The sequence below is a fragment of the Cellulomonas sp. ACRRI genome (assembly GCF_022346185.1).
In the GTDB taxonomy this organism is placed as follows: Bacteria; Actinomycetota; Actinomycetes; order Actinomycetales; family Cellulomonadaceae; genus Cellulomonas.
Map to the genome: position 1 here is coordinate 1 of NZ_JAKRMS010000073.1, position 22,342 is coordinate 22,342.

The 22,342-nt window shown below is 76.6% G+C and carries 21 protein-coding genes; 6 read left to right on the plus strand and 15 right to left on the minus strand.

Annotated features, from left to right (window positions below; genetic code table 11):
- From MHY85_RS13335 to MHY85_RS13390, 12 genes are all read right to left on the minus strand, one after another.
- Nucleotides 1–993 (minus strand): LacI family DNA-binding transcriptional regulator (locus tag MHY85_RS13335; protein ID WP_308191385.1); only part of this gene is annotated, 993 nt, incomplete at its 3' end.
- Between the two features lie 8 nt (nucleotides 994–1,001).
- Nucleotides 1,002–1,874, minus strand: coding sequence for a pyrroline-5-carboxylate reductase (proC, locus tag MHY85_RS13340; protein ID WP_239197049.1), 873 nt, complete (start codon nucleotides 1,872–1,874; stop codon nucleotides 1,002–1,004).
- A 62-nt stretch (nucleotides 1,875–1,936) separates the two neighbouring features.
- Nucleotides 1,937–2,269 (minus strand): YnfA family protein, encoded by a 333-nt coding sequence (locus MHY85_RS13345; RefSeq protein WP_239197051.1) that lies wholly within the window; start codon nucleotides 2,267–2,269, stop codon nucleotides 1,937–1,939.
- A gap of 122 nt (nucleotides 2,270–2,391) precedes the next feature.
- Complete coding sequence (locus MHY85_RS13350) at nucleotides 2,392–4,563, minus strand: HlyD family efflux transporter periplasmic adaptor subunit (protein ID WP_304518954.1); 2,172 nt, start codon at nucleotides 4,561–4,563, stop codon at nucleotides 2,392–2,394.
- The gene (locus MHY85_RS13355; protein ID WP_239197053.1) at nucleotides 4,556–5,446 is read right to left on the minus strand and encodes a DUF5666 domain-containing protein; all 891 of its coding nucleotides are present in this window, start codon (nucleotides 5,444–5,446) and stop codon (nucleotides 4,556–4,558) included. The genes MHY85_RS13350 and MHY85_RS13355 overlap by 8 nt, the downstream gene beginning before the upstream one ends.
- A 50-nt stretch (nucleotides 5,447–5,496) precedes the next feature.
- A complete protein-coding gene (locus MHY85_RS13360) occupies nucleotides 5,497–6,729 on the minus strand; it encodes an ABC transporter permease (RefSeq protein ID WP_239197055.1) in 1,233 nt (410 codons plus the stop codon).
- Nucleotides 6,726–7,457 (minus strand): ABC transporter ATP-binding protein, encoded by a 732-nt coding sequence (locus MHY85_RS13365; protein ID WP_239197057.1) that lies wholly within the window; start codon nucleotides 7,455–7,457, stop codon nucleotides 6,726–6,728. The genes MHY85_RS13360 and MHY85_RS13365 overlap by 4 nt, the downstream gene beginning before the upstream one ends.
- Nucleotides 7,450–8,730 (minus strand): efflux RND transporter periplasmic adaptor subunit, encoded by a 1,281-nt coding sequence (locus tag MHY85_RS13370; RefSeq protein WP_239197059.1) that lies wholly within the window; start codon nucleotides 8,728–8,730, stop codon nucleotides 7,450–7,452. Before MHY85_RS13370 ends, MHY85_RS13365 begins: the two co-directional genes overlap by 8 nt.
- Nucleotides 8,731–8,956: 226 nt before the next feature.
- Nucleotides 8,957–10,519: a methyltransferase gene (locus MHY85_RS13375; protein WP_239197061.1), complete on the minus strand. Its 1,563-nt coding sequence runs from the start codon at nucleotides 10,517–10,519 to the stop codon at nucleotides 8,957–8,959.
- A 53-nt stretch (nucleotides 10,520–10,572) separates the two neighbouring features.
- A complete protein-coding gene (locus MHY85_RS13380) occupies nucleotides 10,573–11,235 on the minus strand; it encodes a histidine phosphatase family protein (RefSeq protein ID WP_239197063.1) in 663 nt (220 codons plus the stop codon).
- Nucleotides 11,232–11,684 (minus strand): hypothetical protein, encoded by a 453-nt coding sequence (locus MHY85_RS13385; RefSeq protein ID WP_239197064.1) that lies wholly within the window; start codon nucleotides 11,682–11,684, stop codon nucleotides 11,232–11,234. Before MHY85_RS13385 ends, MHY85_RS13380 begins: the two co-directional genes overlap by 4 nt.
- 46 nt (nucleotides 11,685–11,730) lie before the next feature.
- Nucleotides 11,731–14,025: a sodium-translocating pyrophosphatase gene (locus MHY85_RS13390; protein ID WP_239197066.1), complete on the minus strand. Its 2,295-nt coding sequence runs from the start codon at nucleotides 14,023–14,025 to the stop codon at nucleotides 11,731–11,733.
- A gap of 266 nt (nucleotides 14,026–14,291) precedes the next feature.
- On the opposite strand from MHY85_RS13390, the gene MHY85_RS13395 reads away from it, so the two are divergent.
- The 6 genes from MHY85_RS13395 to MHY85_RS13420 all read left to right on the plus strand — a co-directional run bounded on the left by MHY85_RS13395 (nucleotide 14,292) and on the right by MHY85_RS13420 (nucleotide 19,809).
- Nucleotides 14,292–14,825, plus strand: coding sequence for a sigma-70 family RNA polymerase sigma factor (locus tag MHY85_RS13395; RefSeq protein ID WP_239197068.1), 534 nt, complete (start codon nucleotides 14,292–14,294; stop codon nucleotides 14,823–14,825).
- A complete protein-coding gene (locus MHY85_RS13400) occupies nucleotides 14,822–16,243 on the plus strand; it encodes a hypothetical protein (protein ID WP_239197070.1) in 1,422 nt (473 codons plus the stop codon). Before MHY85_RS13395 ends, MHY85_RS13400 begins: the two co-directional genes overlap by 4 nt.
- 148 nt (nucleotides 16,244–16,391) lie before the next feature.
- Nucleotides 16,392–16,928, plus strand: coding sequence for a SigE family RNA polymerase sigma factor (locus MHY85_RS13405; RefSeq protein ID WP_239197072.1), 537 nt, complete (start codon nucleotides 16,392–16,394; stop codon nucleotides 16,926–16,928).
- Complete coding sequence (locus MHY85_RS13410; RefSeq protein ID WP_239197074.1) at nucleotides 16,925–18,343, plus strand: hypothetical protein; 1,419 nt, start codon at nucleotides 16,925–16,927, stop codon at nucleotides 18,341–18,343. The genes MHY85_RS13405 and MHY85_RS13410 overlap by 4 nt, the downstream gene beginning before the upstream one ends.
- Nucleotides 18,344–18,436: 93 nt before the next feature.
- Nucleotides 18,437–18,970 (plus strand): sigma-70 family RNA polymerase sigma factor, encoded by a 534-nt coding sequence (locus tag MHY85_RS13415; protein ID WP_239197076.1) that lies wholly within the window; start codon nucleotides 18,437–18,439, stop codon nucleotides 18,968–18,970.
- Nucleotides 18,967–19,809, plus strand: a complete 843-nt coding sequence (locus tag MHY85_RS13420) for a hypothetical protein (RefSeq protein WP_239197078.1) — start codon at nucleotides 18,967–18,969, stop codon at nucleotides 19,807–19,809. The genes MHY85_RS13415 and MHY85_RS13420 overlap by 4 nt, the downstream gene beginning before the upstream one ends.
- Before the next feature lie 101 nt (nucleotides 19,810–19,910).
- On the opposite strand, the gene MHY85_RS21915 is transcribed toward MHY85_RS13420, so the two are convergent.
- From MHY85_RS21915 to MHY85_RS13435, 3 genes are all read right to left on the minus strand, one after another.
- A complete protein-coding gene (locus tag MHY85_RS21915; RefSeq protein ID WP_239197080.1) occupies nucleotides 19,911–20,861 on the minus strand; it encodes a GGDEF domain-containing protein in 951 nt (316 codons plus the stop codon).
- A 113-nt stretch (nucleotides 20,862–20,974) separates the two neighbouring features.
- Complete coding sequence (locus MHY85_RS13430) at nucleotides 20,975–21,322, minus strand: STAS domain-containing protein (protein ID WP_154729830.1); 348 nt, start codon at nucleotides 21,320–21,322, stop codon at nucleotides 20,975–20,977.
- 148 nt (nucleotides 21,323–21,470) lie between these two features.
- Nucleotides 21,471–22,342 (minus strand): biotin-dependent carboxyltransferase family protein (locus tag MHY85_RS13435; RefSeq protein ID WP_239197082.1); only part of this gene is annotated, 872 nt, incomplete at its 5' end.

The following is a 22,342-nucleotide window of genomic DNA, read 5'->3' on the forward strand; positions in this document are numbered from 1 at the left end:
GGCCGGGAGGAGGGTGCGGGGCGGGGGGTCGCCCGCCAGGGCGCCGACCAGGGCCCGGATCGCGCTGCGGCCGAGGGCCGCGAAGTCCTGGCGCACCGTCGTCAGCGGCGGGACGAAGTACGCCGCCCCGGCCTCGTCGTCGAAGCCCACCACCGACACGTCCTGCGGCACCCGCAGCCCACGCTCCCAGAACGCGCGCAGCAGGCCGAGGGCGAGCTGGTCGTTGGCGGCGAAGACCGCGGTCGGCGCACCGGCGTCGGCCAGCCGCAGGCCCTCGCGGTAGCCGGACTCGGCGGACCAGTCGACCACCACCGGCTCCGGCGCGGACACCCCCGCCGCCGCGCACGCCTCCCGCCAGCCCGCGAGCCGCTCCTGCGCGTCGAACCAGTCCTGCGGCCCGGCCAGGTGCACGACCTCGCGGTGCCCGAGCTCGACCAGGTGCCGGGTCGCGGCGCGCGCGCCCTCGCGCTGGTCGACACCGACCGCGACGACGTGCGCCGGACCCGGCACGGGCTCCCCCGACGTCACCGAGACGACCGGCACCGGCACGTCGAACGCCGCGACCGCCTCGGCCACGTCGACCTGCGGGGCGATGATCGCGATGCCCTCGACGGCCTGGTCCAGGAAGTGGTCGAGCGCGCCGCGCATCGTGCCGGCGTCGAACCGGTCGATGGCCGCGACGCTCACGTAGTAGCCGACCTCGCGGGCGGCGCTCTCCAGGCCGATGAGCGTGCTGGTGGGGCCGTGGTGCACCGACGACGTGGTGACGACGCCCAGCGCCCCGGACCGGCGGGTCACCAGGGCGCGGGCCGCGCTGTTGCGGCGGTAGCCCAGCTCGGCGATCGCGGCCAGCACCCGCTCGCGGGTCTCGGGGCGGACGCTCGGGTGGTCGTTGAGGACGCGGGACACGGTCTGGTGCGACACCCCGGCGAGCGCGGCCACGTCGCTCATCGCGGGCGGGCGCCGCGGCGGGGCACCCGGCGTGCCGGTCACGGCGGGCCCTACCGGTCCTCGCGCGGGGCGTCCGCCTCGGCCGCCGCCGGGCCCGGGGCCGCCGCCGCGCGGAGCTCCCGCGACCGGTCGTACGCCGCGCGGGCCGCCGCCACGACGCCGGCGCGGACCCCGTGCGCGTCGAGCTGCGCGACGCCGGCCACGGTCGTCCCGCCGGGCGAGGACACCCGCTCGCGCAGCACGACCGGGTGGTCGCCGGTCTGCGCGGCCAGGGCGGCCGAGCCCTCGACGGTGGCGACGGCCAGCCGGGTCGCCAGGTCCCGGGTGAGACCGAGCAGGACGCCGGCCTCCGCCATCGCGTCGATCAGGTAGAACGCGTACGCCGGCCCGGACCCGGAGATCGCGGTGACCGCGTCCAGGTCCTTCTCCGCCACGCGGACGACGAGCCCGGTCGCGGCGAGCGCCCGCTCGGCGAGGTCGAGGTGCTCGTCGGTCGCGTGCGTGCCCGGGGCGATCGCGCTGGCGCCCTTGCCGACGAGGGCCGGGGTGTTCGGCATGACCCGGACCACCGGGGTGCCCGCGGGCAGGGCCGCCTCGTACACCGCGACCGGCACGCCGGCGGCGACCGAGACCACGAGCGTCCCGGGCCGGAGCGTCGGGGCGATCTCCGCCAGCACCTCGGGCACGACCTGCGGCTTGACCGCGACCAGCACCAGACCGGCACCCTTGACCGCCTTGGCGTTCGGGTCGGCGGCGCGGACGCCGTACCGGCCGGACAGCTCCATCGCGCGGGCGGCGCTGCGCTCGGTGACGTCGACGTCGTCAGCCGTCCAGCCGGCGGCGAGCAGGGCCGTGACCAGGGCCTCGCCCATGACGCCGCCGCCGAGGACCGCCGCGTGCGGTCGTGCCGTGGTCTGCGTCATCGGGTGTCCTCCGGTGGTGGTCGTGCGGGTGGGGCTGGCGGCGAGCCTAGTCCCGGTGGCGGTCAGGCAGGCCGCGGCGCGTACATGATCACGGCGACGCCGGCGAGGCAGAGCAGGGCGCCGAGCACGTCCCACCGGTCGGGCCGGACGCCGTCGGCGACCACGCCCCAGAGCAGCGAGCCGGCGACGAACACCCCGCCGTACGCCGCGAGGATCCGTCCGAAGCTCGCGTCCGGCTGCAGGGTCGCGACGACGCCGTAGAGGCCCAGCGCGATCACCCCCGCGCCGATCCACACCCAGCCGCGGTGCTCGCGCACCCCCTGCCAGACCAGCCACGCGCCGCCGATCTCCAGGAGCGCGGCGAGCGCGAACAGCAGCACCGAGCGCAGCGGCATGCGGACCTCCCCCGCCGGGCCTCGGTCGGGCGCCGGCGGGTCCAGGGTGGCAGAAGGGCGCCCGGCCGGGTCCGCGCAGGGGGACGCGGGGACCGGCCGGGCGCCGTCGGGAGCCCGGTGCCTCAGCTCCCGGGCGGGCCGCCGGCGGGGAGCTGGCCGCCGCCGACGTCGCCGCTGAAGCCGCCGGGGAACGTCATCCGGCCCTGGCCGGACGACGAGTCGTCGGTGCTGCCGCCCAGGCCGCTGAGGCCGCTGCTGGACTCCGAGTCGTCCGAGACCAGCGACTGGCTCAGGTCCGCCAGCACCACCTGGTCGCCCTCGGACAGGCCGGACACGATCTCGGTGAGCTCGGCGCCGACTGCCCCGCGCTCGACCTCGACCGACTCGACCGTCCCGCCGCTCAGCACCTGCACCGTGGCGGTCGAGCCGTCCAGGTGCACCGCCGACGACGGCACGGTGAGCGTCTGCTCGGACGCGGCGACCGCGATGGACACCTGGGCCGAGGAGCCGTCGTAGAGGGCGACGTCCTCCGGGTCGACGGCGATGTCCACGGTGTACGTCGGGTCGGACGACGTCGTGGACGCATTGAGCATGCCGATGCCCGTGACCGTCCCGGTCAGGTCCTCGTCGCCGGTGCGCACCGAGAGGGCGGCCTCCTGGCCGACCTCGACCAGGTCGACCTGGCTGAGCGGCACCGTGGTGGACACGGTGTACCCGTCGTCGCCGATGACGGTGATGACCGCCGACGTCGAGGACGCCTCGACCTCGTCGCCCGCCGCGATCGACACCGCCGCGACGGTCCCGGCGATCGGGCTGGTGAGATCGACCAGGTCCAGCCTGCTCTGCGCGATCGCGAGCTCGGCCTCGGCCTGGTCGATCGCGGCCTGGTCGGCGAGGAGGTCGGCGGCGGTGGCGACGGTCGAGCCGCCCGCGGCCCCCGAGGCGCCCGACGCGCCGGAGCCGGAGAGGGCCGAGCCCGTGGTCGAGGACGCGGCGCCCGTGCCGGACGACGACCCGCTGGGCAGCGCGGTGCTCTGGTCGGCGGCCGCGGATCCGTCGGTGCCGGTCGTGCCGCCCGTCGTGCCCCCGGTCGTGCCGGTCGTGCCGGTCGTGCCCCCGGTCGACGGCGCCGTGCCGGTGCCGCCGCTCGAGCCCGAGGCGGCCGAGGTCAGCGCGTCCTGCGCCGCCGTCACCGCGGTGTCGAGATCGGTCACCAGGGCCATGAGGCTGGTCTGCGCCTCGTCCACCGTCGTCTGCGCCGCGAGCACGGCGGTGATCGCGTCCTGGCACGACGTGAGGTCGTCGGTGGTCGTGCTCGTGGTGGACGCGGCGCCGGTGATCACCGCCCCCGTGGTCGCTGCGGCGCCGGTCGCGGTGGCGTCCTCCGTCGCGGCGTCCTCGGTCGGCGCCTCCTGCGTCGGCTCCTCGCTCGGCTCCGTCGTCGGCTCGGTGGTCGGCTCGGTGGTCGGCTGCTCCGTCGAGCCGTCGCCGGACCCGTCGCCGTCGAGCACCGCCCGGCACGCCTCCTGCGCGGCCGTGGTCGCGGTGGACGCCTCCGCCAGCGCCGCCTGCGCGGTCTGGTCCTGCGCGAGCAGCGCCTGCTGCGCGGCCTTCACCGCGGCGATCGCCCGCGTCACGGCGGGGTCCGCCGTCGACTCGCCGCCGCCGGCCGAGCCGTCTCCCGTCGGCCCGCCGGCCTGCGCGTCCCCGCCCGTCGCCGCGGCGTCCGGGGCCGAGGCGGTCGAGCCCGTCCCGGTCGACCCGGACCCCGTCGACCCCGTCCCGCCCGAGGTGGACGAGCCGGTGCCGGACGAGCTGCTGCTGCTCGAGCTGCTGCCGGAGGTCTGGGAGTCGATGTCGTCCTCCAGCTGCTGCCGCGCGTCGGCGACCGCCTGCTCGGCCTCCTCGACCGCGTCCTCCAGCGAGGCGGTGTCGAGCGTGGCGAGCACCTGGCCCGCCGTGACGGTGTCGCCGACGGCGACGTCGACCGCGCCGACGGTGCCCGCGACGGAGAACGCCCGGTCGTACCGGCTGGCCGAGGCGACGGTGCCGGTCGCGTCGATGGTCTGCTCGACGGTGCCGAGCTCCGCGGTGGCGGTCCGGTAGCCGCTGCCCTTCGCGTTGGTGACGGCGATCGCCACGCCCCCGCCGACCAGGCTGAGCGCGGCCGCCGCGGCGACCCCGCCGAGCACGAGCCGCCGGCGGCGGGTCGCCCGCCGGGCCAGGGCCTTCGGCGTCAGGGGCGCCGCGTCGGCCCGCCGGCGGCCCACGCGCCGCTTCAGGCTGTCACGCATCGCCGCCCTCGCTCCCGGTCGAGCCGTCGGCGCCGGGGAAGCCGCCGCGTCCGCCGGACCCGGTCGAGCAGCCGCCGTCGGTCGCGTCGGACAGCGTGAGACTCGTCGCGGCGACCTGGCCGCTGCTGTCGGCCTCGCCCTGCGCCGTGACGCACCGCCCCACCGCGATGGCCGAGGCGTCGGCCGCGACCGTGCTGGTGAAGGTGGTCGCGTCGTCGACGGTGATGGTCGCGGTCGTCGTCGACGCGTCGTCGGCCCCGGGCGCCCCGGTGGACTCGACCGTGATCGTGCTGCCGTCGACCGCGGTGACCAGCCCGGCGGTCGCGCCGCCGAACCCGCCCCCGGAGCCGCCGCCCGGCATGTCCGTCGGCGCGCCGTCGGGCATCTCGGCACCCTCGGGCAGGTCGGTCGGCATCCCGCCGGGCATCTCGCCGTCCGCCGGGAACCCGCCGCCCGAGCCGCCGCCGAAGCCGCCCGTGCAGCCGTCGTCGGTCGCCGCGGTGATCGCGACGGACGTCGCCGCCGCGCCCTCGTCGCCCGAGGTGAACGCGACCACGCACGACCCGACGGTGACGTCGGGCAGCGCGGCGGTGACGGTCTGGGTGATCGTCGTGGTCGCGTCCCAGGCGACCGCCGTCTGGCCGTCGTCGCCCTGCACCTGCAGGAGGGCGTCGGTGACGGCGGCGATCTCGCCCGAGGTGCCGCCGCCGCCGGGCATCCCCCCGCCGCCCCGACCGGACGGCGCCTGGGTCGGCGCGGCGTCGCCGGCGTCCGCGGTGCCGGTGGACCCGGCGTCGGCGGTGTCGCTCGAGCAGGCCGCGAGCAGGACCAGGACCGCCACGGCGGCGGGGGCGGCCAGCAGGCGGGTACGGGTGCGGGACATGTCTCTCCTCGTGGTGGTGGTACCGAAGGGGGCCGCGGGTCGCACGGGCCTCACTCCGACCGCAGCGCGTCGATGGGCGCGAGCTTCGCGGCCCGGGTGGCGGGGTAGACCCCGAACACCAGGCCGATGGCCATCGCGATCGCGACCGAGCCGCCGACAGCGGCGCCCGAGATGACGATCGACGTGTCCAGCAGGTCCGGCAGGACCTTCGCGGCGACGACGCCGAGCGCCGCGCCGAGCACGCCGCCGGCCAGGCCGAGCACGCCGGCCTCGACCAGGAACTGCCGCCGGATGGCCCACGGCGGGGCGCCGAGCGCCTTGCGCAGGCCGATCTCGCGGGTCCGCTCGGTGACCGAGACCAGCATGATGTTCATGACCCCGATGCCGCCGACCAGCAGCGACAGGGCCGCGATGCCGGTGAGCAGCACGGTCAGCGTCCGGTACACCGAGGTCGCGGTGCTCACCAGGGAGTCCTGGCTGTCGATGCTGAAGTCCGCGCTGTCGGCGTCGGTGATGTCGTGCAGGTTGAGCAGGAGCTGGTTCGCCTCCTGGTACGCCGCGCCGAGCTGGTCCGCCGATGCCGCCTGCACGTAGATCGTGGTCAGCGAGTTGCGGTCGAAGCCCCCCGACACCGTGTCGGAGGCGGTGGTCAGCGGGATCACGACCAGGTCGTCCAGGTCGGTGTCCGTGCTGGAGCCCGCGGTGTCGAGGACCCCGACGATCGTGAACGCGGTGTCCGCGATCGTGAGCTGCTGGCCGACGACGTTCGTGGTGCCGAACAGCTCGGTGGCGGTGGTGGCGCCGATGACAGCCACGGTCGCGCCCTCCGCGTCGTCGTCCGCCGTGAGGAACTCGCCGGAGGTGACCGCGCGGGACCGGACGTCGAGCCAGTCCTCGGTGGTGCCGACGACGGTCGTGGTCCAGTTGGTGTCGTTGGCCTCGACGGACAGCGACGACTCCTTCTCCGGGGCGACGGCGCCGATGTCCGGCGCGTTCACCTCGGAGGCCAGGGCGTCGGCGTCCGACCGGGTCAGCGTCGCGCCGGTGCCGAACCCGCCGCGCACGCCGTCGGCGTCGGTCGACGACCCGGGCGTGACGATGAGCAGGTTCGACCCCAGCGCGCTGATCTGCTGGCTGACGTCCCTCTGCGTGCCCAGGCCCAGCCCGACGGTGAGGATCACCGCGGCGATGCCGATGAGGATGCCGAGCACGGTCAGCATCGAGCGCAGCTTGTGCCCCCGCACCGCGGCCCAGCCGGTGCGCAGGGTCTCGGACCAGGTCATCGCGGGTTCACCTCGTCGGACTGAAGGAGGCCGTCCCGGACTGTCACGATGCGCCGGGCGTGCTCGGCGACCTCGAGCTCGTGGGTGATGAGCACGATGGTGCGGCCGTGGGCGTGCAGCTCGTCGAACAGCGCGAGCACGTCCTCGGTGGACCGGGAGTCGAGGTTGCCGGTGGGCTCGTCCGCCAGGATCAGCGCGGGCTCGCCCACCAGGGCGCGGGCGACGGCGACGCGCTGCTGCTGGCCGCCGGAGAGCTCGCCCGGGCGGTTGTCCAGCTTCTCGCCCAGGCCGACCCGCTCCAGGGCGGCGACCGCGCGCTCCTTGCGCTCGGCCGCCGGCACCCGGCCGTAGACGAGGGGCAGCTCGACGTTCCGCCACGCGGTGAGCGACGGCAGCAGGTGGAACTGCTGGAACACGAACCCGAGCCGCCGGTTCCGGACGTCGGCCAGCTCGACCTCGTCCAGCTCGCCGACGTCCTCCCCCGCCAGCCGGTACTCCCCGGCGGTCAGGACGTCCAGGCAGCCGACGATGTTCATCAGCGTCGACTTGCCCGAGCCCGACGGGCCCATGATCGCGACGTACTCGCCGGCGCCGATCGCCAGGTCGACGCCCCGCAGGGCCTCGAACTCGATGCTGCCCGTCCGGTAGGTCTTCCGGGCGCCGACGAGCTCGATGACGGTCCCCTCCGGGTCGGCCTCCGTCGGGCGGTCCAGGACGAGCTCAGCCATTGCCGCCGCCGCCCGGGAAGCCGCCCTGCGAGAAGTCGGGCATCTCGCCGGACGAGAAGTCGGGCATCTCGCCGCCGCCCGGGAATCCCTGCTGGGTGCCGCCCGAGCCGTCGCCGGAGCCGGACGCCCGCGGGCTGAACGTGGTGACCAGCACCTCGTCGCCCTCGGCCAGGCCCTCGGTGATCTCGACGAGGTCGCCCGACGTCTCGCCGACGGTGACCGCCGTGGTGACCGTCTCGCCGTCCGCACCCTCCTGCGTGACGACGGACCGGCCGTCCTCGGTGGTCACCGCCGACGCGGGCACGGTCAGCACGTCGGTGCGGCGCTCGTAGATGATCGAGACGTCCACCGACTCGCCGTCGTGCAGTCCCTCGGGGGTGCCGGTGACCGCCACGGTCACCGGGTAGGACGCGACGCCGCCGGAGCTGCTGGACAGCAGCCCGATCTCGGTGACGGTCCCGTAGACGGTCTCGGTCGAGCTGCTGGTCGTGAGCTCCGCCTGGTTCCCGACGGAGAGCAGGGCCACGTCCGACTCGCTCACGCCGACGCTGGTCTGCCACGCGTCCGTGCCGACGATGACGAACTGCGCGGTGCTGGTCGACGTGGTCGAGGACGACGACCCCGTCGCGCCGCTGCCGCCCGTCGTGCCGCCGGCGCCGGTGCTGCCGGTGCTGCCGGTGCTGCCGGTGCCCGACGACGAGCCCGAGCCGGTGACCACGTCCCCGACCTCGAGGTCCACGGTGGTGAGGAGCCCCGACACCGGCGCGGTCAGCGTCGCGCCGGCCATGTCGGCCTCCGCGGCGTCGACGGCGGTTTGCGCGACGTCGACCTGGGCGGACAGCGCGGCGACCTGCGCATCCGAGGAGTCCGAGCCGTCGGCCTCGTCCTCGGCGTTCGACAGCGAGGCCCGCGCGCTCGCCAGCTCGGCCCTGGCCTGGAGCAGCGCGGCGTTCAGCTGCAGCGTGTCGACGGTGGCGAGCTGCTGACCCGCGGTCACGGTGTCGCCCGCCGCGACGTCGACCGAGGTGACGGTGCCGCTCACCGCGAACGACACGTCCTCCTGGACGGTCGGCGTCAGCGTGCCGGACGCCGACACGGACTGCTGGATCGTCGACAGGCTCGCGGCCACGGCCGTGGTCGTCTGGGCCGCGGCCTGCGCCGGCGCCGTCTCGCGGAACCCGATCCAGTACACCCCGGTCCCGGCGACGCCCGCCAGCAGCACGACGGCCACCACCCGCACCCACGGTCGGGTGCGCCTCCACAGCGACAGCATGTTCTCCCTCGGTCCGTCGGGGACGCATCGCGCCCGCGGACCAGTGCCGCGGGGCCGTCCCGGCTGGTCAGGACCGTAGGGAGCGCGGCTGGGGCCGCCCTAGCACCACACTGTGCCCACCCTGTGCGGCCGTCGCCCCGGGCAGCCCGCCGAGTGGAAGGTCTGGCCGGACACACCGTCGGCGTGTCGGGCCAGACCTTCCACTCGGGCAGAGAGGGTGCCGGAGTCAGGCCGGGAGGAGGAGCCCGTCGCGGACCAGGCCGCGGACCTCGGGCAGCACGTCGGCCGCGACCGCCTCCGCGTCCACGCCCAGCAGCGCGGCGAGGGCCCCGACGATCTGCCCGACCGTGAGCTCGCCGTCGCACGCACCCACCAGCCCCGCGAGCGCCGTGCCCGCCTGCACCGTGCGCCCGAACCCGCCGCCCTGCCGGAGCAGCACGATCTGCGGGTCGGCGTCGCCGGGCCGCAGGTACCGCTCCTCGGTGACGTCCGCGGGCACCAGCAGCCGCTCGGCCGCGAGCGCCGCGTCGTCCCGGCGCAGGAGCCAGTCGTGCGCGGCGAGCGACGCCCCGATGGCCGGGCCGAGCGGCTGGCGCACGGTGCCGGTGACCTCCTCGAGCCGCCGCAGCCGCGGGCCGTCGGCCAGGTCCGCGGCCGGCCGGCGCAGCACGACGATGCCGAACCCGATGCCCTCGACGTCCCGGGACGCGAAGTCCGCGAGCCAGGCCGCGTACCGGGCGCGCCACGCGGCGGGGTCGCGGTCGGGGGTGGTGCCGCCGTCCCGGATCCAGGTCTCCGCGTACTGGGCGGGGTCCTGGAGCTCGCGCTGCACCACCCAGCCGTCCAGCCCGGACGCGTCCAGCCAGGCGCCGACGCGCTCGTCCCAGGACTCGCCGCGCCGCACCTCCCAGTTGCCCAGCAGCTGGGCCACCCCGCCGGGGGCCAGGACGTCGCCGACCGAGGTGATGAGGTCGGAGACGATCGCGTCCCCGGTGCGGCCGCCGTCCCGGTACTCGTACGTCGGCACGTCCGCCGCCGCGCGCGGGGTGATGACGAACGGCGGGTTGCTCACCACCAGGTCGAACCGCTCCCCGGCGACGGGCTCCAGCATCGAGCCGAGCCGCAGCTCCAGCGCGCCGGGCGCCAGGCCGGCGAGCGCCGCGTTGAACCGCGCGAACCCGAGCGCCCGCGCCGAGATGTCCGTGCCGACGACGACCTCGCTGTGCCGGGCCGCGTGCAGCGCCTGGATGCCGCAGCCGGTGCCGAGGTCGAGCGTGCGGGCGCTGGGCTCGCGGACGGTCACCTGCGCGAGGGTCGTGGACGCCCCGCCGACGCCCAGCACGTGGTCCGTGCGCAGCGCGCCGCCGGTCGCGAGCTCCCCGAGGTCCGAGGCCACCCACCAGTCGACGGCCCCCGCCGCGTCCTCGGCCTCGTACGGGCGCAGGTCGACCCGGGCGCGCACGGCGTCCTCCGCCCCGGCGCCCGCCGCGGCGACCAGCCCGAGCCGCTCCGCCCCCGCCACGCCGAGCGCGGGCAGCGCACGGGCCAGGCGCGCCGCGGGCACCGGCACGCCGAGCACGAACGCGCGGACCAGCGCCGCCCGCGGCTCGTCGCCGGCGGTGGCCAGCAGCGCGGGCACCGGCTCCTCCCGGTGCAGCGCGGCGCTCGCGACCGGGCCCAGCAGCTCCTCGACCCCGGGCACGGTGAACCCGGACGCGGCCAGGTCGGCCCGCAGGGCGGCGACGAGCGCGGGGTCGGCGGTCAGGGGCTCTGTCGGTGCGGCGTCCACCGGACCATCCTCCCCGACGCGCCAGGGCGAGGCGGCCGCCCCGCGTCCGCGCCTCAGACCGGCAGCGGCTCCCCGCCGGGCCCGTCGCCCCCGGCGGGCGCGGCGTGCGGCACCACCTCGTCCTGCCAGCGGGTCGCGTACCACCCGGTCGGCCCGCCGGTCTCGAGCGTCACCACGCCGGTGTTGTCGAGCGACCACCGCCCGGCCGTCGCGGCGTCGAGGTTCCCGGCGCGGGTCATGGCCCACAGCCGGATCATCGCGCCGTGGCTCACCGCCGCGACCGTCGCGGCGCCCGTGCCCAGCATCTCGTCCACCACGGCGTCGAACCGGTCGAGGGTCTCGCGGCCCGACTCCCCGCCCGGCATCACCGCGTCGAGGTCGCCCGACGCCCACGCCACCATCGTCGACAGGTAGCGGTGCACCGACGCCTCGTCCGTGCGCATCTCCAGGTCGCCGGCGAGCACCTCGCGCAGGCCTTCCCGCACCCGGACGTCGAGCCCGTGCGGCCGCGCCACCTCCGCGGCCGTCGCGCGCGCCCGGTCGAGCGTCGACGCGTACACGGCGTCGACCGGGTCGGCGGCCAGCGCCCGCCCGACGGCGCGGGCCTGCCGCTCGCCCTCCTCGGTCAGCGGGGCGCCGGGCGCGGCGGTGTCGAGCGCCGAGATCAGGTTGGACGGGGTCTGGCCGTGCCGGACGAGGTGCAGCCGCACGGTCACTCGCAGTTCTCGGTGGTGAACGTGCTCAGCTCGTCGCTCGCGGTGGACAGGTCCTCGGAGTCGGCCGACTCGGCGAACTGCTGCAGCGCGGCCGTGAACGCCTCCTGGTCGGACGGGTCGATGTCGGACAGGGCGTCGTCGAGGTCGGCGAACGTCGAGGTGAACACCTCCCACGAGTCGGCGATCTCGTCCGGGGCCTCGACCTCGTCGAACTGGTCCCGCGCCGTGCCGATCGCGTCGGCGAACGCCTGCGGGTCGTCGCTGAGCGACCCGGCCGCGGTGATCTCCGACATCGCGTCCTCGCCCGCGGAGCAGAACGCCTGCACCCGGTCGTCGTCGCCCGAGCAGGCGGCGAGCGGGACGGCGAGGGCGAGCAGCGCGGCGCCCGCCGCGGTGCGGCGGAGGGCTCGGCGGGACGGGCGGACGGCGGCGGCGCGGCGCGAGGTCATGGCCCCCACCCTGCCGGACCGCCCGCCGGGCGTCGAGGCGGGCGGGTCACGCCCGCAGCGGCACCTCGCGCTCCAGCCGGGCCTCCTCGTCCACCCGCGCCGCCCGCAGCCGCGACAGCACGACCGCCGTGGCCGCGATCAGCCCCGCCACGACCGCGATCGCCAGCCGCAGCGCGTGGTTCGCGTCCTCGCCCAGGCTCACGGCCACCACGGCCGGCGCGATCAGCAGCGCCACCAGGTTCATCACCTTGATGAGCGGGTTGATCGCCGGGCCGGCGGTGTCCTTGAACGGGTCGCCGACGGTGTCGCCGATGACCACCGCGTCGTGCGCCGGGGACCCCTTGCCGCCGTAGCGGCCGTCCTCGACCAGCTTCTTGGCGTTGTCCCAGGCGCCGCCGGAGTTCGCGAGGAACACCGCCATCAGCACGCCCGCGCCGATCGCCCCGGCCAGGAAGCCGGCGAGCGGGCCGATGCCGAGCCCGAACCCGACCGCGACGGGCGCGGAGGCGGCGAGCAGGCCGGGGGTGGCGAGCTCCCGCAGCGAGTCCCGGGTGCAGATGTCGACGACCTTGCCGTACTCCGGGCGCTCGGCGCCGGTCATGATCCCGGGGTGCTCGCGGAACTGCCGCCGCACCTCGTACACGATCGCCCCCGCCGCCCGGGTCACGGCGTCGATCGCCAGGCCGGAGAACAGGAACACCGTCGCCCCGCCCAGGATCACGCCGACCAGCGTCACCGGGCTGATCACCTGGTAGTCCGTCATCGCCAGCACGATGTCCCCGGGCACCTGGGTCAGCTGCAGGTCCGCGAGCGCCCCGGCCACCGCGTCCGCGTACGACCCGAACAGCGCCGTCGCGGCGAGCACGGCCGTCGCGATCGCGATGCCCTTGGTGACGGCCTTGGTCGTGTTCCCGACCGCGTCGAGGTCGGTGAGGATCTGGGCCCCCTCCTCGGTGACGTCGCCGGACATCTCCGCGATGCCCTGGGCGTTGTCGCTCACCGGGCCGAACGTGTCCATCGCGACGATCACGCCCACCGTCGTCAGCAGCCCGCAGCCCGCGAGCGCCACCAGGAACAGCGACAGCGAGATCGACCCGCCCGCCAGCAGGAACACCCCGCAGATCGCCGCCGCGATGGTGCCCGCGGTGTACACGGCGGACTCGAACCCCACGCCGATGCCGGACAGCACCACCGTGGCGGCGCCGGTCTGCGACGTGCGCGCCACGTGGATCGTGGGCTTCGAGGTGGTGCCGGTGAAGTACCCCGTCAGCCAGAGGATCACGCCCGCCAGCACGACGCCGATCGCGACCGCGCCGGCCGCCACGGCCCGCGGGTCGCCCGGGTGGTCGCCCAGCCCGGCCGTCCCCGCCAGGTCGGCGAACGAGGACGGCAGGTAGACGAACGCCGCCACCGCCGCGAGCACCGCGCCCGCCACCGCGGCCACCGCGAACCCGCGGTTGATCGCCGTCAGCCCGCTCTCGTCGCCGCGCACCCGGGTCACCACGACCCCGAGGGCCGCGACCACCGCACCGATCGCCGTCACGATCAGCGGGAACACCAGCCCCTCCTCGCCGAACGCCGCACGGCCGAGGATCAGCGCCGCCACCAGCGTCACGGCGTACGACTCGAACAGGTCGGCCGCCATCCCCGCGCAGTCGCCGACGTTGTCCCCCACGTTGTCCGCGATCGTGGCGGCGTTGCGCGGGTCGTCCTCGGGGATGTGCTGCTCGACCTTGCCGACCAGGTCGGCGCCCACGTCCGCCGCCTTGGTGAAGATGCCGCCGCCGACCCGCATGAACATCGCCAGCAGCGCGGCCCCGAAGCCGAAGCCCTCCAGCACCGCCGGCGCGTCGCCCCGGTACAGCAGCACGACCACCGCCGCGCCCAGCAGCCCCAGCCCGACGACCGACATCCCGACGACGCCGCCGGTCCGCAGCGCGATCCGCGCCCCGTTCGCCCGCCCGCCGGGCAGCGACGCCGCTGCGGCGACCCGCACGTTCGCCCGGGTCGCGAGCCACATGCCCAGGTACCCGATCGACGCGGAGAACCCGGCGCCCACCAGGAAGAACACCGAGCGGCCGATCTTCACCCCCGCGTCGCCCGGCAGCAGGAACAGCAGCGCGAACACCACCACGGCGAACAGCACCAGCGTGCGCAGCTGCCGCGACAGGTACGCCGCGGCGCCCTCCTGCACCGCCGCGGCGATGGCCCGCATCGACACGGACCCCTCGTCCGCGGCCAGGACCTGCCGGCGCAGCACCACCGCCACGACGAGGGCGGCGACCGCCACGGCCGCGATGACGCCGACCACCACCAGGCTCTCGGACCCGAGCTCGACCATGCATCCCCCTCGGACGCGGGGCACGGCCCTGCCCGAGCCGCCCCTCGGTTCGCGCTGCTCCGTTGCCGCGCGAGAGGACGCCACTGTAGCCAGATATGTCCGGTTGGGAAGGGGTGCGGGCGCGCCGCAGCGGGCCGGGGTCTGGGCCGAACGGGTGACGCGAGAGCCAGACCCCAACGGTCGCGCCGCCTGCCACGTCCACCGCACGACACTCGCCCCGGGAGCCGCGACCGCCGTTGCTCCCGGACAGCAGCAGCGGAGGACCCGTGACCTGGCAGGACGACCTGGCGGCGTTCGCGCGCGAGCGCGGCCCCGCGCTCGTGGGCTACGCCCGCCTGCTGACCGGCGACACCGCCGCGGCCGAGGACCTCGTGCAGGAGGCCGTCGTGCGCGTCTGGTCGCGCAGGCGCGCCGGCGCCGACATCACCTGGCTCGAGGCGTATGTGCGTCGCGCCGTCCTCAACGGCTGGGTGGACCAGTGCCGGCGGGACCGGGCCTGGCGGGACCACGCCCACCTGCTCATCGACGCGGTGCCGGTGCCGTCGCCCGAGCACGCCGCCGTCGACCGCGCGCGGGTCGCCGCCGCGCTGGAGCGGCTCTCGCCGCGGGAGCGCGCCTGCACGGTGCTCCGGCACTACGACGACCTGACCATCCCCGAGATCGCCCGCCGGCTCGACCTGTCCGACGGCGCCGTCAAGCGGTACCTCTCCGACGCGGCCCGCCGCCTCAGCGGCCTCCTCGGCCTGCCCGACGACCTCGACACCGAGGATCTCTCGACCACGAACGGAGGCCGGCGATGAGCGACGAGCTGCGCCGGGCGCTCGACGACCTCGTGCAGGGCGTCGCCGCCGAGCAGGACGCCCGCGCCCGAGCCGGGGGCGGACTGCCGATCTCCCGGATGACGGCCCGCGCACGACGCGGGCGGGTCCGCCGCGCCGCGCTGGTGTCCGCGATCACGGCGTGCGCGGTCCTCGGCGCCGCCGCCGGAGGAGTCGCGGTGGCGACCTGGGACCGACCGTCGCCTGCGCCGGCCGGCCCGCCGACCCGCACCGCCGTGCCGACGCCACGGCCCACCCCCGCGCCGACCACGGACGCCCCCACGGCGCCCAGGACTGTGCTCCCGACGGGCGACGGCTCGCTGCCGTTCGGCGCCTGCGGTTCCCTCGTGGCGTCGCCGACCGACCCCCCCGCGGCCCCGGAGGTCGTGCTCCGGCTGACGACGGCACCGGCGGCCGTGCCCCGCGGCGCGACGGTCGAGGTGCGGACCACGCTCGGCTCCTCCGGGGACATCGGGGTGGTCGGCACGGGCTCCGGCCCGCGGATCGTCGTCGCCCGCGACGGGGTCGTCGTCGCGGTCGCCGACACCTACCCCGCGGCCGCTCGGGTGGACACCGTGAACTTCGTCTACGACGACCCGCAGTACCCGTCGAGCGCGATCTTCGTCAGTCACATCACGCCGACCGTGTGCGACGCCCCCGGGGCCGTGGCGGGCGCGGCGCTGCCCGCCGGCGACTACGAGGTTTTCGCGCTCTCCAAGGCCTGGACCACCCCGCGCGACGAGCTGATGGGGCTCGTCGGTGACAGCGGCTGGACCGTGCAGGACGTCGCCGAGCACCTCCCCCTCGAGCACCGGTCCGCCGTGTCCGACCCGGTCACGCTCCGGATCGAGCCACGCGACGTCGACCCCGCGACGCTCCCGCCGGTGCCGACCGGGCCGCCCAGCCTCGAGGGCGCCGGCTCGTACTCGGACGCCTACAGCTACCCGGACCCGTGCACCCAGGCGGTCACCCCGAACGCGAGCGAGGGCGTCCTCACCGTCGCCGGCCCGGCGGGCACGGTCACGGCCGGCGACGACGTCGAGATCCGGACCACCTACGCCGGGTCCGGGCGGCTCACGCTCCGGCGCGCGAGCGACCTGCGGCTCGTCCGCGACGGCGAGGTCGTCGCGACGACCGTCGTGACATTCGGACGGGAGGACATCGACCACGGCACCACCGTGACCGCTGTCGCACCGACGTCCGTCGGACGGTCGTGCTCGGACGGCGCGACTGCGGAGATGGACGTCCCCGTACCGCCGGGGACCTACACGGCGTATCCCGTGACCGTGGTGAGCCCGGAGGGCCTCGTCGCCCCGGACGGCACCGACGTCCTGCCACGTGGCTGGGAGGGCGCCGCGCACGAGCTCGTCGGGGAGCCGTTCACGCTCGTCGTCCCCTGACCGCGACGCGTCGGGGAGGCGGACGCCCGGCTGCGCCGACCGGGTGAACGCCGCCTGGACCCCAACGTCCGGGCCCACCTCCTCGTCCCACCTCACGACAGGATCGCCCGGCCACCCCGCGCGGGCGGCCGACGACGAGGGGGACCACGTGGCGTGGCAGGAACAGGTGACGGAGTTCGTCGCCGCACGCGGCCCGGCGCTGGTCGGGTACGCCCGGCTGCTGACCGGTGACCACGACAGCGCGCAGGACCTGGTGCAGGACGCGCTCGCCAAGGCGTGGTCCCGGTGGCGGGCCGGCGCCGACATCGAGTCGCTGGAGGCGTACGTCCGGAAGGCCGTGCTGACGACCTACCTGGACCAGTACCGGCGCCGGCGGCTCTGGCAGGGGCGGGCCCACCTGCTCGCCACGCCCGAGGCCGAGGCGCCCACCGCCACGGCGACGGAGACCGCGACCGACCTGGAGTCCGCGCTGCGGCACCTGGGGCCGCGCGAACGGGCGTGCGTGGTCCTGCGGTTCTACGAGGACCTGACCGTCGCGGGCATCGCCGACCGGCTCGGGATCTCGGACGGTGCGGTGAAGCGCTACCTGTCGGACGGCACGAGGCGCCTGGGAGCGCTCATGGGGGAGGTGCGCCCGGCCGCGGAGACGGTCGAGGTGCGGACGGCGACGGAGGACCGGCGATGAACGAGCACGACCTGCACGGCGCGTTCGGCGACCTCGCCCGGCGGGGGGCCGACGACCAGGCGGAGCGGATGCGCAGGGGGGCCGGGCTCGCCGCGGGGGACATCACCCGGCGCGCGGCCCGCGGTCGGCAGCGGCGTGCGGCCGGCGCGTCCGTCACGACGCTGGCGGTCCTCGGCGCCGCCGTGCTGGGGGGCGTCGCGTTCGGCCGCGCCCCGGAGCCGCAGCCCGCCGTGCCGGTGCCGAGCCCCACGACCAGTGCGCCGGCACCCACGCCGAGCACCCCGGCACCGACTCCGTCCGAGACGCCGGCGCGCGGGACGGTCCTGGCCTCGGGCGACTCGTCGCTCCCGTTCGGAGCCTGCGGGTCGCTCGTCACGAGCCCCACGGCCCTCCCGCTCGACGACCGGTTCGGCGCACACGTGGAGACCACGAGCGGCCAGGTGCCCACAGGGCAGCAGGTCGCGGTCGACACGTGGGTCGACATGGGCACCTCGGCACCTGCGATCGCCGCTCTGCCGACCGCCGGGGCGACGATCGCCGTGGTGCGGGACGGGGTCGTCGTCGGCGTGTCGTCGTCGGGCACGGGGTCGGTGCCTGCGTGGCAGCTGGCGCACCGTGACCTCGGCGGCGTCCCCTCCGCGCGGGACTGGCTCGCCCCGGTCACCTGCGCCCCGGAGTCCCAGCCCGACGTGGTCGCCGGCGAGCCGCTGCCTGCGGGCAGCTACACGCTCCAGCCGTGGGCCGAGGTCGTCGACCTGGGTGATGACGAGGAGGTCCCGAGCGACGGCGGGCTCGTGGAGAGCGACGTCCTCGCGGCGCTCGGCGAGCACCGGATCGCGCTCGGGGACCCGGTCCCCCTCGTCATCGAGGGCGAGGACGCGACGACGATGGCGCCGACGCCGCACGTCGGTGACGCGCTCACCCCGGTGCCGCTCGTGGACTGGCCGACCTGCGGGCAGCCCGCACCGACCCCCAGCGACACGTCGCTGCGGCTCACGACACCCGCGTCCGGCACCCGGGTCGCCCTCGCGGACCTGAGCACCGTCCCCGCGACCTTCGAGTACGTCGGACCCGGGAAGCTCGTCTACCGCGAGGGTGGCTGGGGGTGGTTGACGCTCGTCCGGGACGGCATCGTCGTCGGCACCAGCTTCACGAGCTGGGACTCGGTCGGGACCAACGTGCTGGGCTCGGGCATCCCGCGGACGGCGGAGCGGGTCGGTCCCGAGGGACTCGTGGCGTGCTCGGGCACGGACCCGGGTCTGCCCGAGCTGCCGAGCGGGGAGTACCAGGCCTTCGTGCACGCGTTCCTCGCGCCGATCGCCTACGTCCTGCCGGACGGGACGACGACGCCGGGGCTCGCCACGGGCGACTGGACGTTCGTGGTCTCGGACCCGTTCACGCTGGTCGTCCCCTGACGCGTCGCTGAGCCGAACGGGTGGCCGGTACAACCTGCGGCACCCGGTGCTCGTCCACCTCACGAGACGATCGACACGACCAGGAGGACGAGCGTGCAGCACGGAGACGAGGCGGTCGCGGCGCTCGCCCGCGAGCGGGGACGCGCCCTGGTGGGCTACGCGTACCTGCTGACCGGGGACCTGCGCGACGCCGAGGACCTGGTGCAGGACGCGCTGGTCAAGACGATGGTGCGTTCCCGGTCCGGGGTGGACCTGGACACCGCGGAGGCGTACGTCCGCCGCGCGGTCCTGACCACGTTCGTCGACCGCCACCGCCGGCTCCGGCGGTGGCGGGACGCCGTCCCCCGGCTGGGGTACGAGAGCACGCTCCCGGTGCCGGACACCGGCGACCGGGTCACGGCCCAGCTCGACGTGCGAGCCGCGCTCGCGACCCTGCCGCGCCGGGAGCGCGCGTGCGTGGTGCTGAGGTACTACGACGACCTCCCGCTGGCCGAGATCGCCGACGTGCTCGGCGTGAGCGTCGGCGCCGTGAAGCGCTACCTGTCCACCGGGACGCACCGCCTGGAGGGCCTGCTGGGACCGGTGCACGGGCGCGCGGCGCGCGACGAGGAGAGGAGCTCGCTGTGACCTTCGACCTGAGCCGGGCGCTGGACGAGATGGCGGACGACGCGGCGGACCGGGGCCGGCCCGCCGACCCGGACCGCGTGGTCGGTCTGCGCCGGCGGCGGCGCGTCGTGCGGCGCGGGGCCGCCGGGGTGGCCGCGCTCGCGGCCGCGGGTGCGCTGGTCCTGACCGGCGCGACCCTGGCCGACCTCCGCTCGCCCGAGCCGCTGCCCGCGGTGCCGGCGCCCAGCCCGACGGCGCCTACTGCGGAGCCGACCCCGGAGGTGACGACCCCGCCCGAGCAGCCGGTGGCACCTGACCCGGTGACCCCACCGGCCACCGAGGAGCCGTCCGCGGGCACGCGTCCGCTCGTCGACCCCTACCGCACCCGGTGGGACGGGAGGGCGAGCCTGGTGTCCGACGCGCCGGCCTCGGGCGACGGGCTGGAGGACGGCGACTTCTTCGGCAGCGTCCTCGCGGTCGACCCGGGCGAGCGCACGATCACCGTCGACCTCGCGGTGTTCTACGGGGGCGCGGCCGCGACCGCCTGGGCGCGGGAGCACGCGCCGGAGCTGCTGGAGGACGGGATGGACCTCCCGCCCTCCGGCTTCGAGGTGGTCGACGACGTCCAGCGGTCGCGGACCGTGGCGCTCGCGCCGGACGCGGTCGTCACCGGGTTCTGCGTCCGCCCGGACGGGGTCGTGGAGCAGCACGCGCGGGACCTCGCCGGGCTCACCGGCCCGGGAGACGCGGGCTGCTCGGCGACCTCCCGGGTCGACGGCGCGGTCGGCGGGGCGTCGCGGTTCTGGGTGGACGTCCGGGGCGGCGAGGTCGTGCAGCTCGTCGGGCAGTACCTGTCCTGACGGTCCCGGCGCTCCGGCGCGCGGACACGGCACGGTGCGGCCACGGCGGGGCCGGCGGGCGCAGGGGGCCCGCCGGCCGCGCCGTGCCGGCCCGGGTCGGGTCAGCCGGGCGGTGCGACCGCCGGCAGCGGGTCCGCCTTCCGGGCGAGCATCCGCCGCTGCGCCTCCTGCACCAGCGCGTCGCCGTCCGCCGCCCCGGGCGCCGAGACGACCCAGGCCAGCCGGACGGACGGCTCGTCGGGGGCCCGGGGCAGCAGGGCCCGGCCGACACCCTCCACGACCCGGGCGACCTGGTCGCCGGCCTCCGCCGCGGGCACGCCCGGCAGCAGCACCACGGCCATCAGCTCGTCGCTGCCGGTGCGGCCGACCAGCGCACCGGCGGGGACACCGGCCGCGAGCCGCGCGGCGAGCACCCGGAGCAGCGCATCCCCGGCCGCGCCCCCGAACCGCGCGTTCACCGCCGCGAACCCGTCGACGTCGGCCTGGAGCAGCAGCAGCCGGCGCGCGCTCCCCGGCAGCAGCCGCGCCCACTCCCGCAGCGTGTGCAGCACCAGCTCGCGACCCGGCAGCCGGGTCAGCGGGTCGTGCAGCGACCGCTCCGACAGCGCGGCGACCAGCGCCCGCACCAGGTCGGACGTCGCGACTGCTCCCCAGGTGCCGGACCGGACCAGCACGTCGTCGTAGCGGGTCTCGCCGGACCGCTCCATCGCCCGGGTCGCCGACTCGACGATGCCGGTGCGCTCGTCGACCACCAGCGGCGACCAGTCCGCGACCTCGCCGACGGGGCGGCGCGCCAGCACCGCCCGCCCGTAGCCGAGCCGGCCGGTCTGCGCGTCGGTGAACCGTGCGCGCGACACCATGCCGATGCTGCCGTCCCGCTCGTCGACCACCGCCAGGCAGGGCAGGTGCGGCGAGCGGAACAGCACCTCGACCTCGCTCATCGGCAGGTCGCGGTCCACCACCGCCACCGGCACGGCGATCTCGCCCACGGAGCGGTGCACCCCGCCGACGGCGCGGGAGGTGCGGACGAGGAGGTCGACGTCGTTCGGCACGACCGTATGGTGCCGCCGCGGGCGGGGCGCGCCGCGCGCGGGGCGGCGGAGGCGCCGAGACTTCCCGCTGCGTTCACCGGGACGTCGCCGTGGACCACCCCTCCGGGTGAGGGTCAGCCCTCGCGGTCGGCGGCCAGCGCCTCGTCCACCGTCTCCCGGATGGTGAACACCTGGGTGAGCGCGGTGATGCGGAACACCTTGAGCAGCCGCTCGGAGTCGATGACGAGCTGCAGCCGCCCGTCGAGCCCCCGGACGCGCTTGAGCACGCCCACCAGGAGGCCCAGCCCCGTGGAGTCCATGAACCGCACCTCGGTGAGGTTCACGACCAGGTCCACGTGCCCGGCGTCGACCAGGGCGGTGAGCTTCTCGCGCAGCGCGGGCGCGGTGTACACGTCGATCTCGCCGGTCACGTCGACGACGGTCCTGCCCTCGACGGTCCTGCTCGCCACGCTGACGTCCACAGGAGCTCCCCTCTGTCTTCCGGGAGCATTCAAACAGACCGCGCGCCCCCGACCGGCGTGTTGCGTGCTCACGCGTGTCCGCCGGCCGCCTCCGGCCGCGGCACCGTCGGGGTCGGCCGGTGCGCGCGGGACCCGCGGCGGGGCGCGGTCAGCGCGTCGTGGCGGGCCCGTCGACCGCGGCGAACGCCACCGCGTCGCCCGGGCGGAGCTGCGCGGCGAGGTCCCGCGACCGCGGCTCGACGACCGCGAGCACCGGGTAGCCGCCGGTCACCGGGTGGTCCGCGCCGAACACCACCGGGCGACCGTCGGGCGGCACCTGCACCGCGCCCGGCACCAGCGGCTCGGACGGCAGCTCCCCGCGGTCCGCGCGCCCGACCGCCGGGCCGTCGAGGCGCAGCGCGACACGATCGCTCGCCGGGGTGACCGCGTACCGGACCCCGAGCAGCCGGTCGAACGCGCCCGGCGCGAACCAGTCCGCGCGGGGCCCCGGCGTCACGCGCAGCACCGCGATCCCCGGCCAGTCGCGCGGCGGGTCGGCCCACGGCTGGGCGGCGTCGACGACCTCGGCACCGACGGGCAGCACGTCCCCGGCGGCCAGTGCTGCGGGTCCCAGGCCGGCGAGGCGGTCGGCCGAGCGCGACCCGAGCACCGGCGGCACGTCCAACCCGCCGCGGACCGCCACGTAGAGCCGCAGGCCATGGGTCGCCGAGCCGGTCCGCAGCACCCCACCGGGCGGGACGCGCGTGGCGGCGTGCGCGGCGACCGGGACGCCGTCGACGTCGGCCGGGACCTCGGCGCCCGCGAGCGCGACCACCCCGCCGGCCGGGAACCGGAGCACCAGGCCCCCGAGCAGCACCTCCAGGCCCGCGGCGCCGGGGGCGTTGCCGACGAGGCGGTTGGCCAGGCGGAGCGCGCCGGCGTCGGCCGCGCCGGACCTGCCCACGCCGACCGCCGCCAGGCCCGGGCGGCCGCGGTCCTGGACCAGCGTCAGCGGGCCGGGGGCGAGGACCTCGACGGCGG

Excerpts from the sequence above, each read along its gene's own strand:
- MHY85_RS13355 (WP_239197053.1), bottom strand. The coding sequence starts at position 5,446 with ATGTCCCGCACCCGTACCCGCCTGCTGGCCGCCCCCGCCGCCGTGGCG.
- MHY85_RS13390 (WP_239197066.1), bottom strand. The coding sequence starts at position 14,025 with ATGGTCGAGCTCGGGTCCGAGAGCCTGGTGGTGGTCGGCGTCATCGCG.
- MHY85_RS13345 (WP_239197051.1), bottom strand. The coding sequence starts at position 2,269 with ATGCCGCTGCGCTCGGTGCTGCTGTTCGCGCTCGCCGCGCTCCTGGAG.
- MHY85_RS13385 (WP_239197064.1), bottom strand. The coding sequence starts at position 11,684 with ATGACCTCGCGCCGCGCCGCCGCCGTCCGCCCGTCCCGCCGAGCCCTC.
- MHY85_RS13370 (WP_239197059.1), bottom strand. The coding sequence starts at position 8,730 with ATGCTGTCGCTGTGGAGGCGCACCCGACCGTGGGTGCGGGTGGTGGCC.
- proC (WP_239197049.1), bottom strand. The coding sequence starts at position 1,874 with ATGACGCAGACCACGGCACGACCGCACGCGGCGGTCCTCGGCGGCGGC.
- MHY85_RS13410 (WP_239197074.1), top strand. The coding sequence starts at position 16,925 with ATGAACGAGCACGACCTGCACGGCGCGTTCGGCGACCTCGCCCGGCGG.
- MHY85_RS13350 (WP_304518954.1), bottom strand. The coding sequence starts at position 4,563 with ATGCGTGACAGCCTGAAGCGGCGCGTGGGCCGCCGGCGGGCCGACGCG.
- MHY85_RS13360 (WP_239197055.1), bottom strand. The coding sequence starts at position 6,729 with ATGACCTGGTCCGAGACCCTGCGCACCGGCTGGGCCGCGGTGCGGGGG.
- MHY85_RS13365 (WP_239197057.1), bottom strand. The coding sequence starts at position 7,457 with ATGGCTGAGCTCGTCCTGGACCGCCCGACGGAGGCCGACCCGGAGGGG.
- MHY85_RS13400 (WP_239197070.1), top strand. The coding sequence starts at position 14,822 with ATGAGCGACGAGCTGCGCCGGGCGCTCGACGACCTCGTGCAGGGCGTC.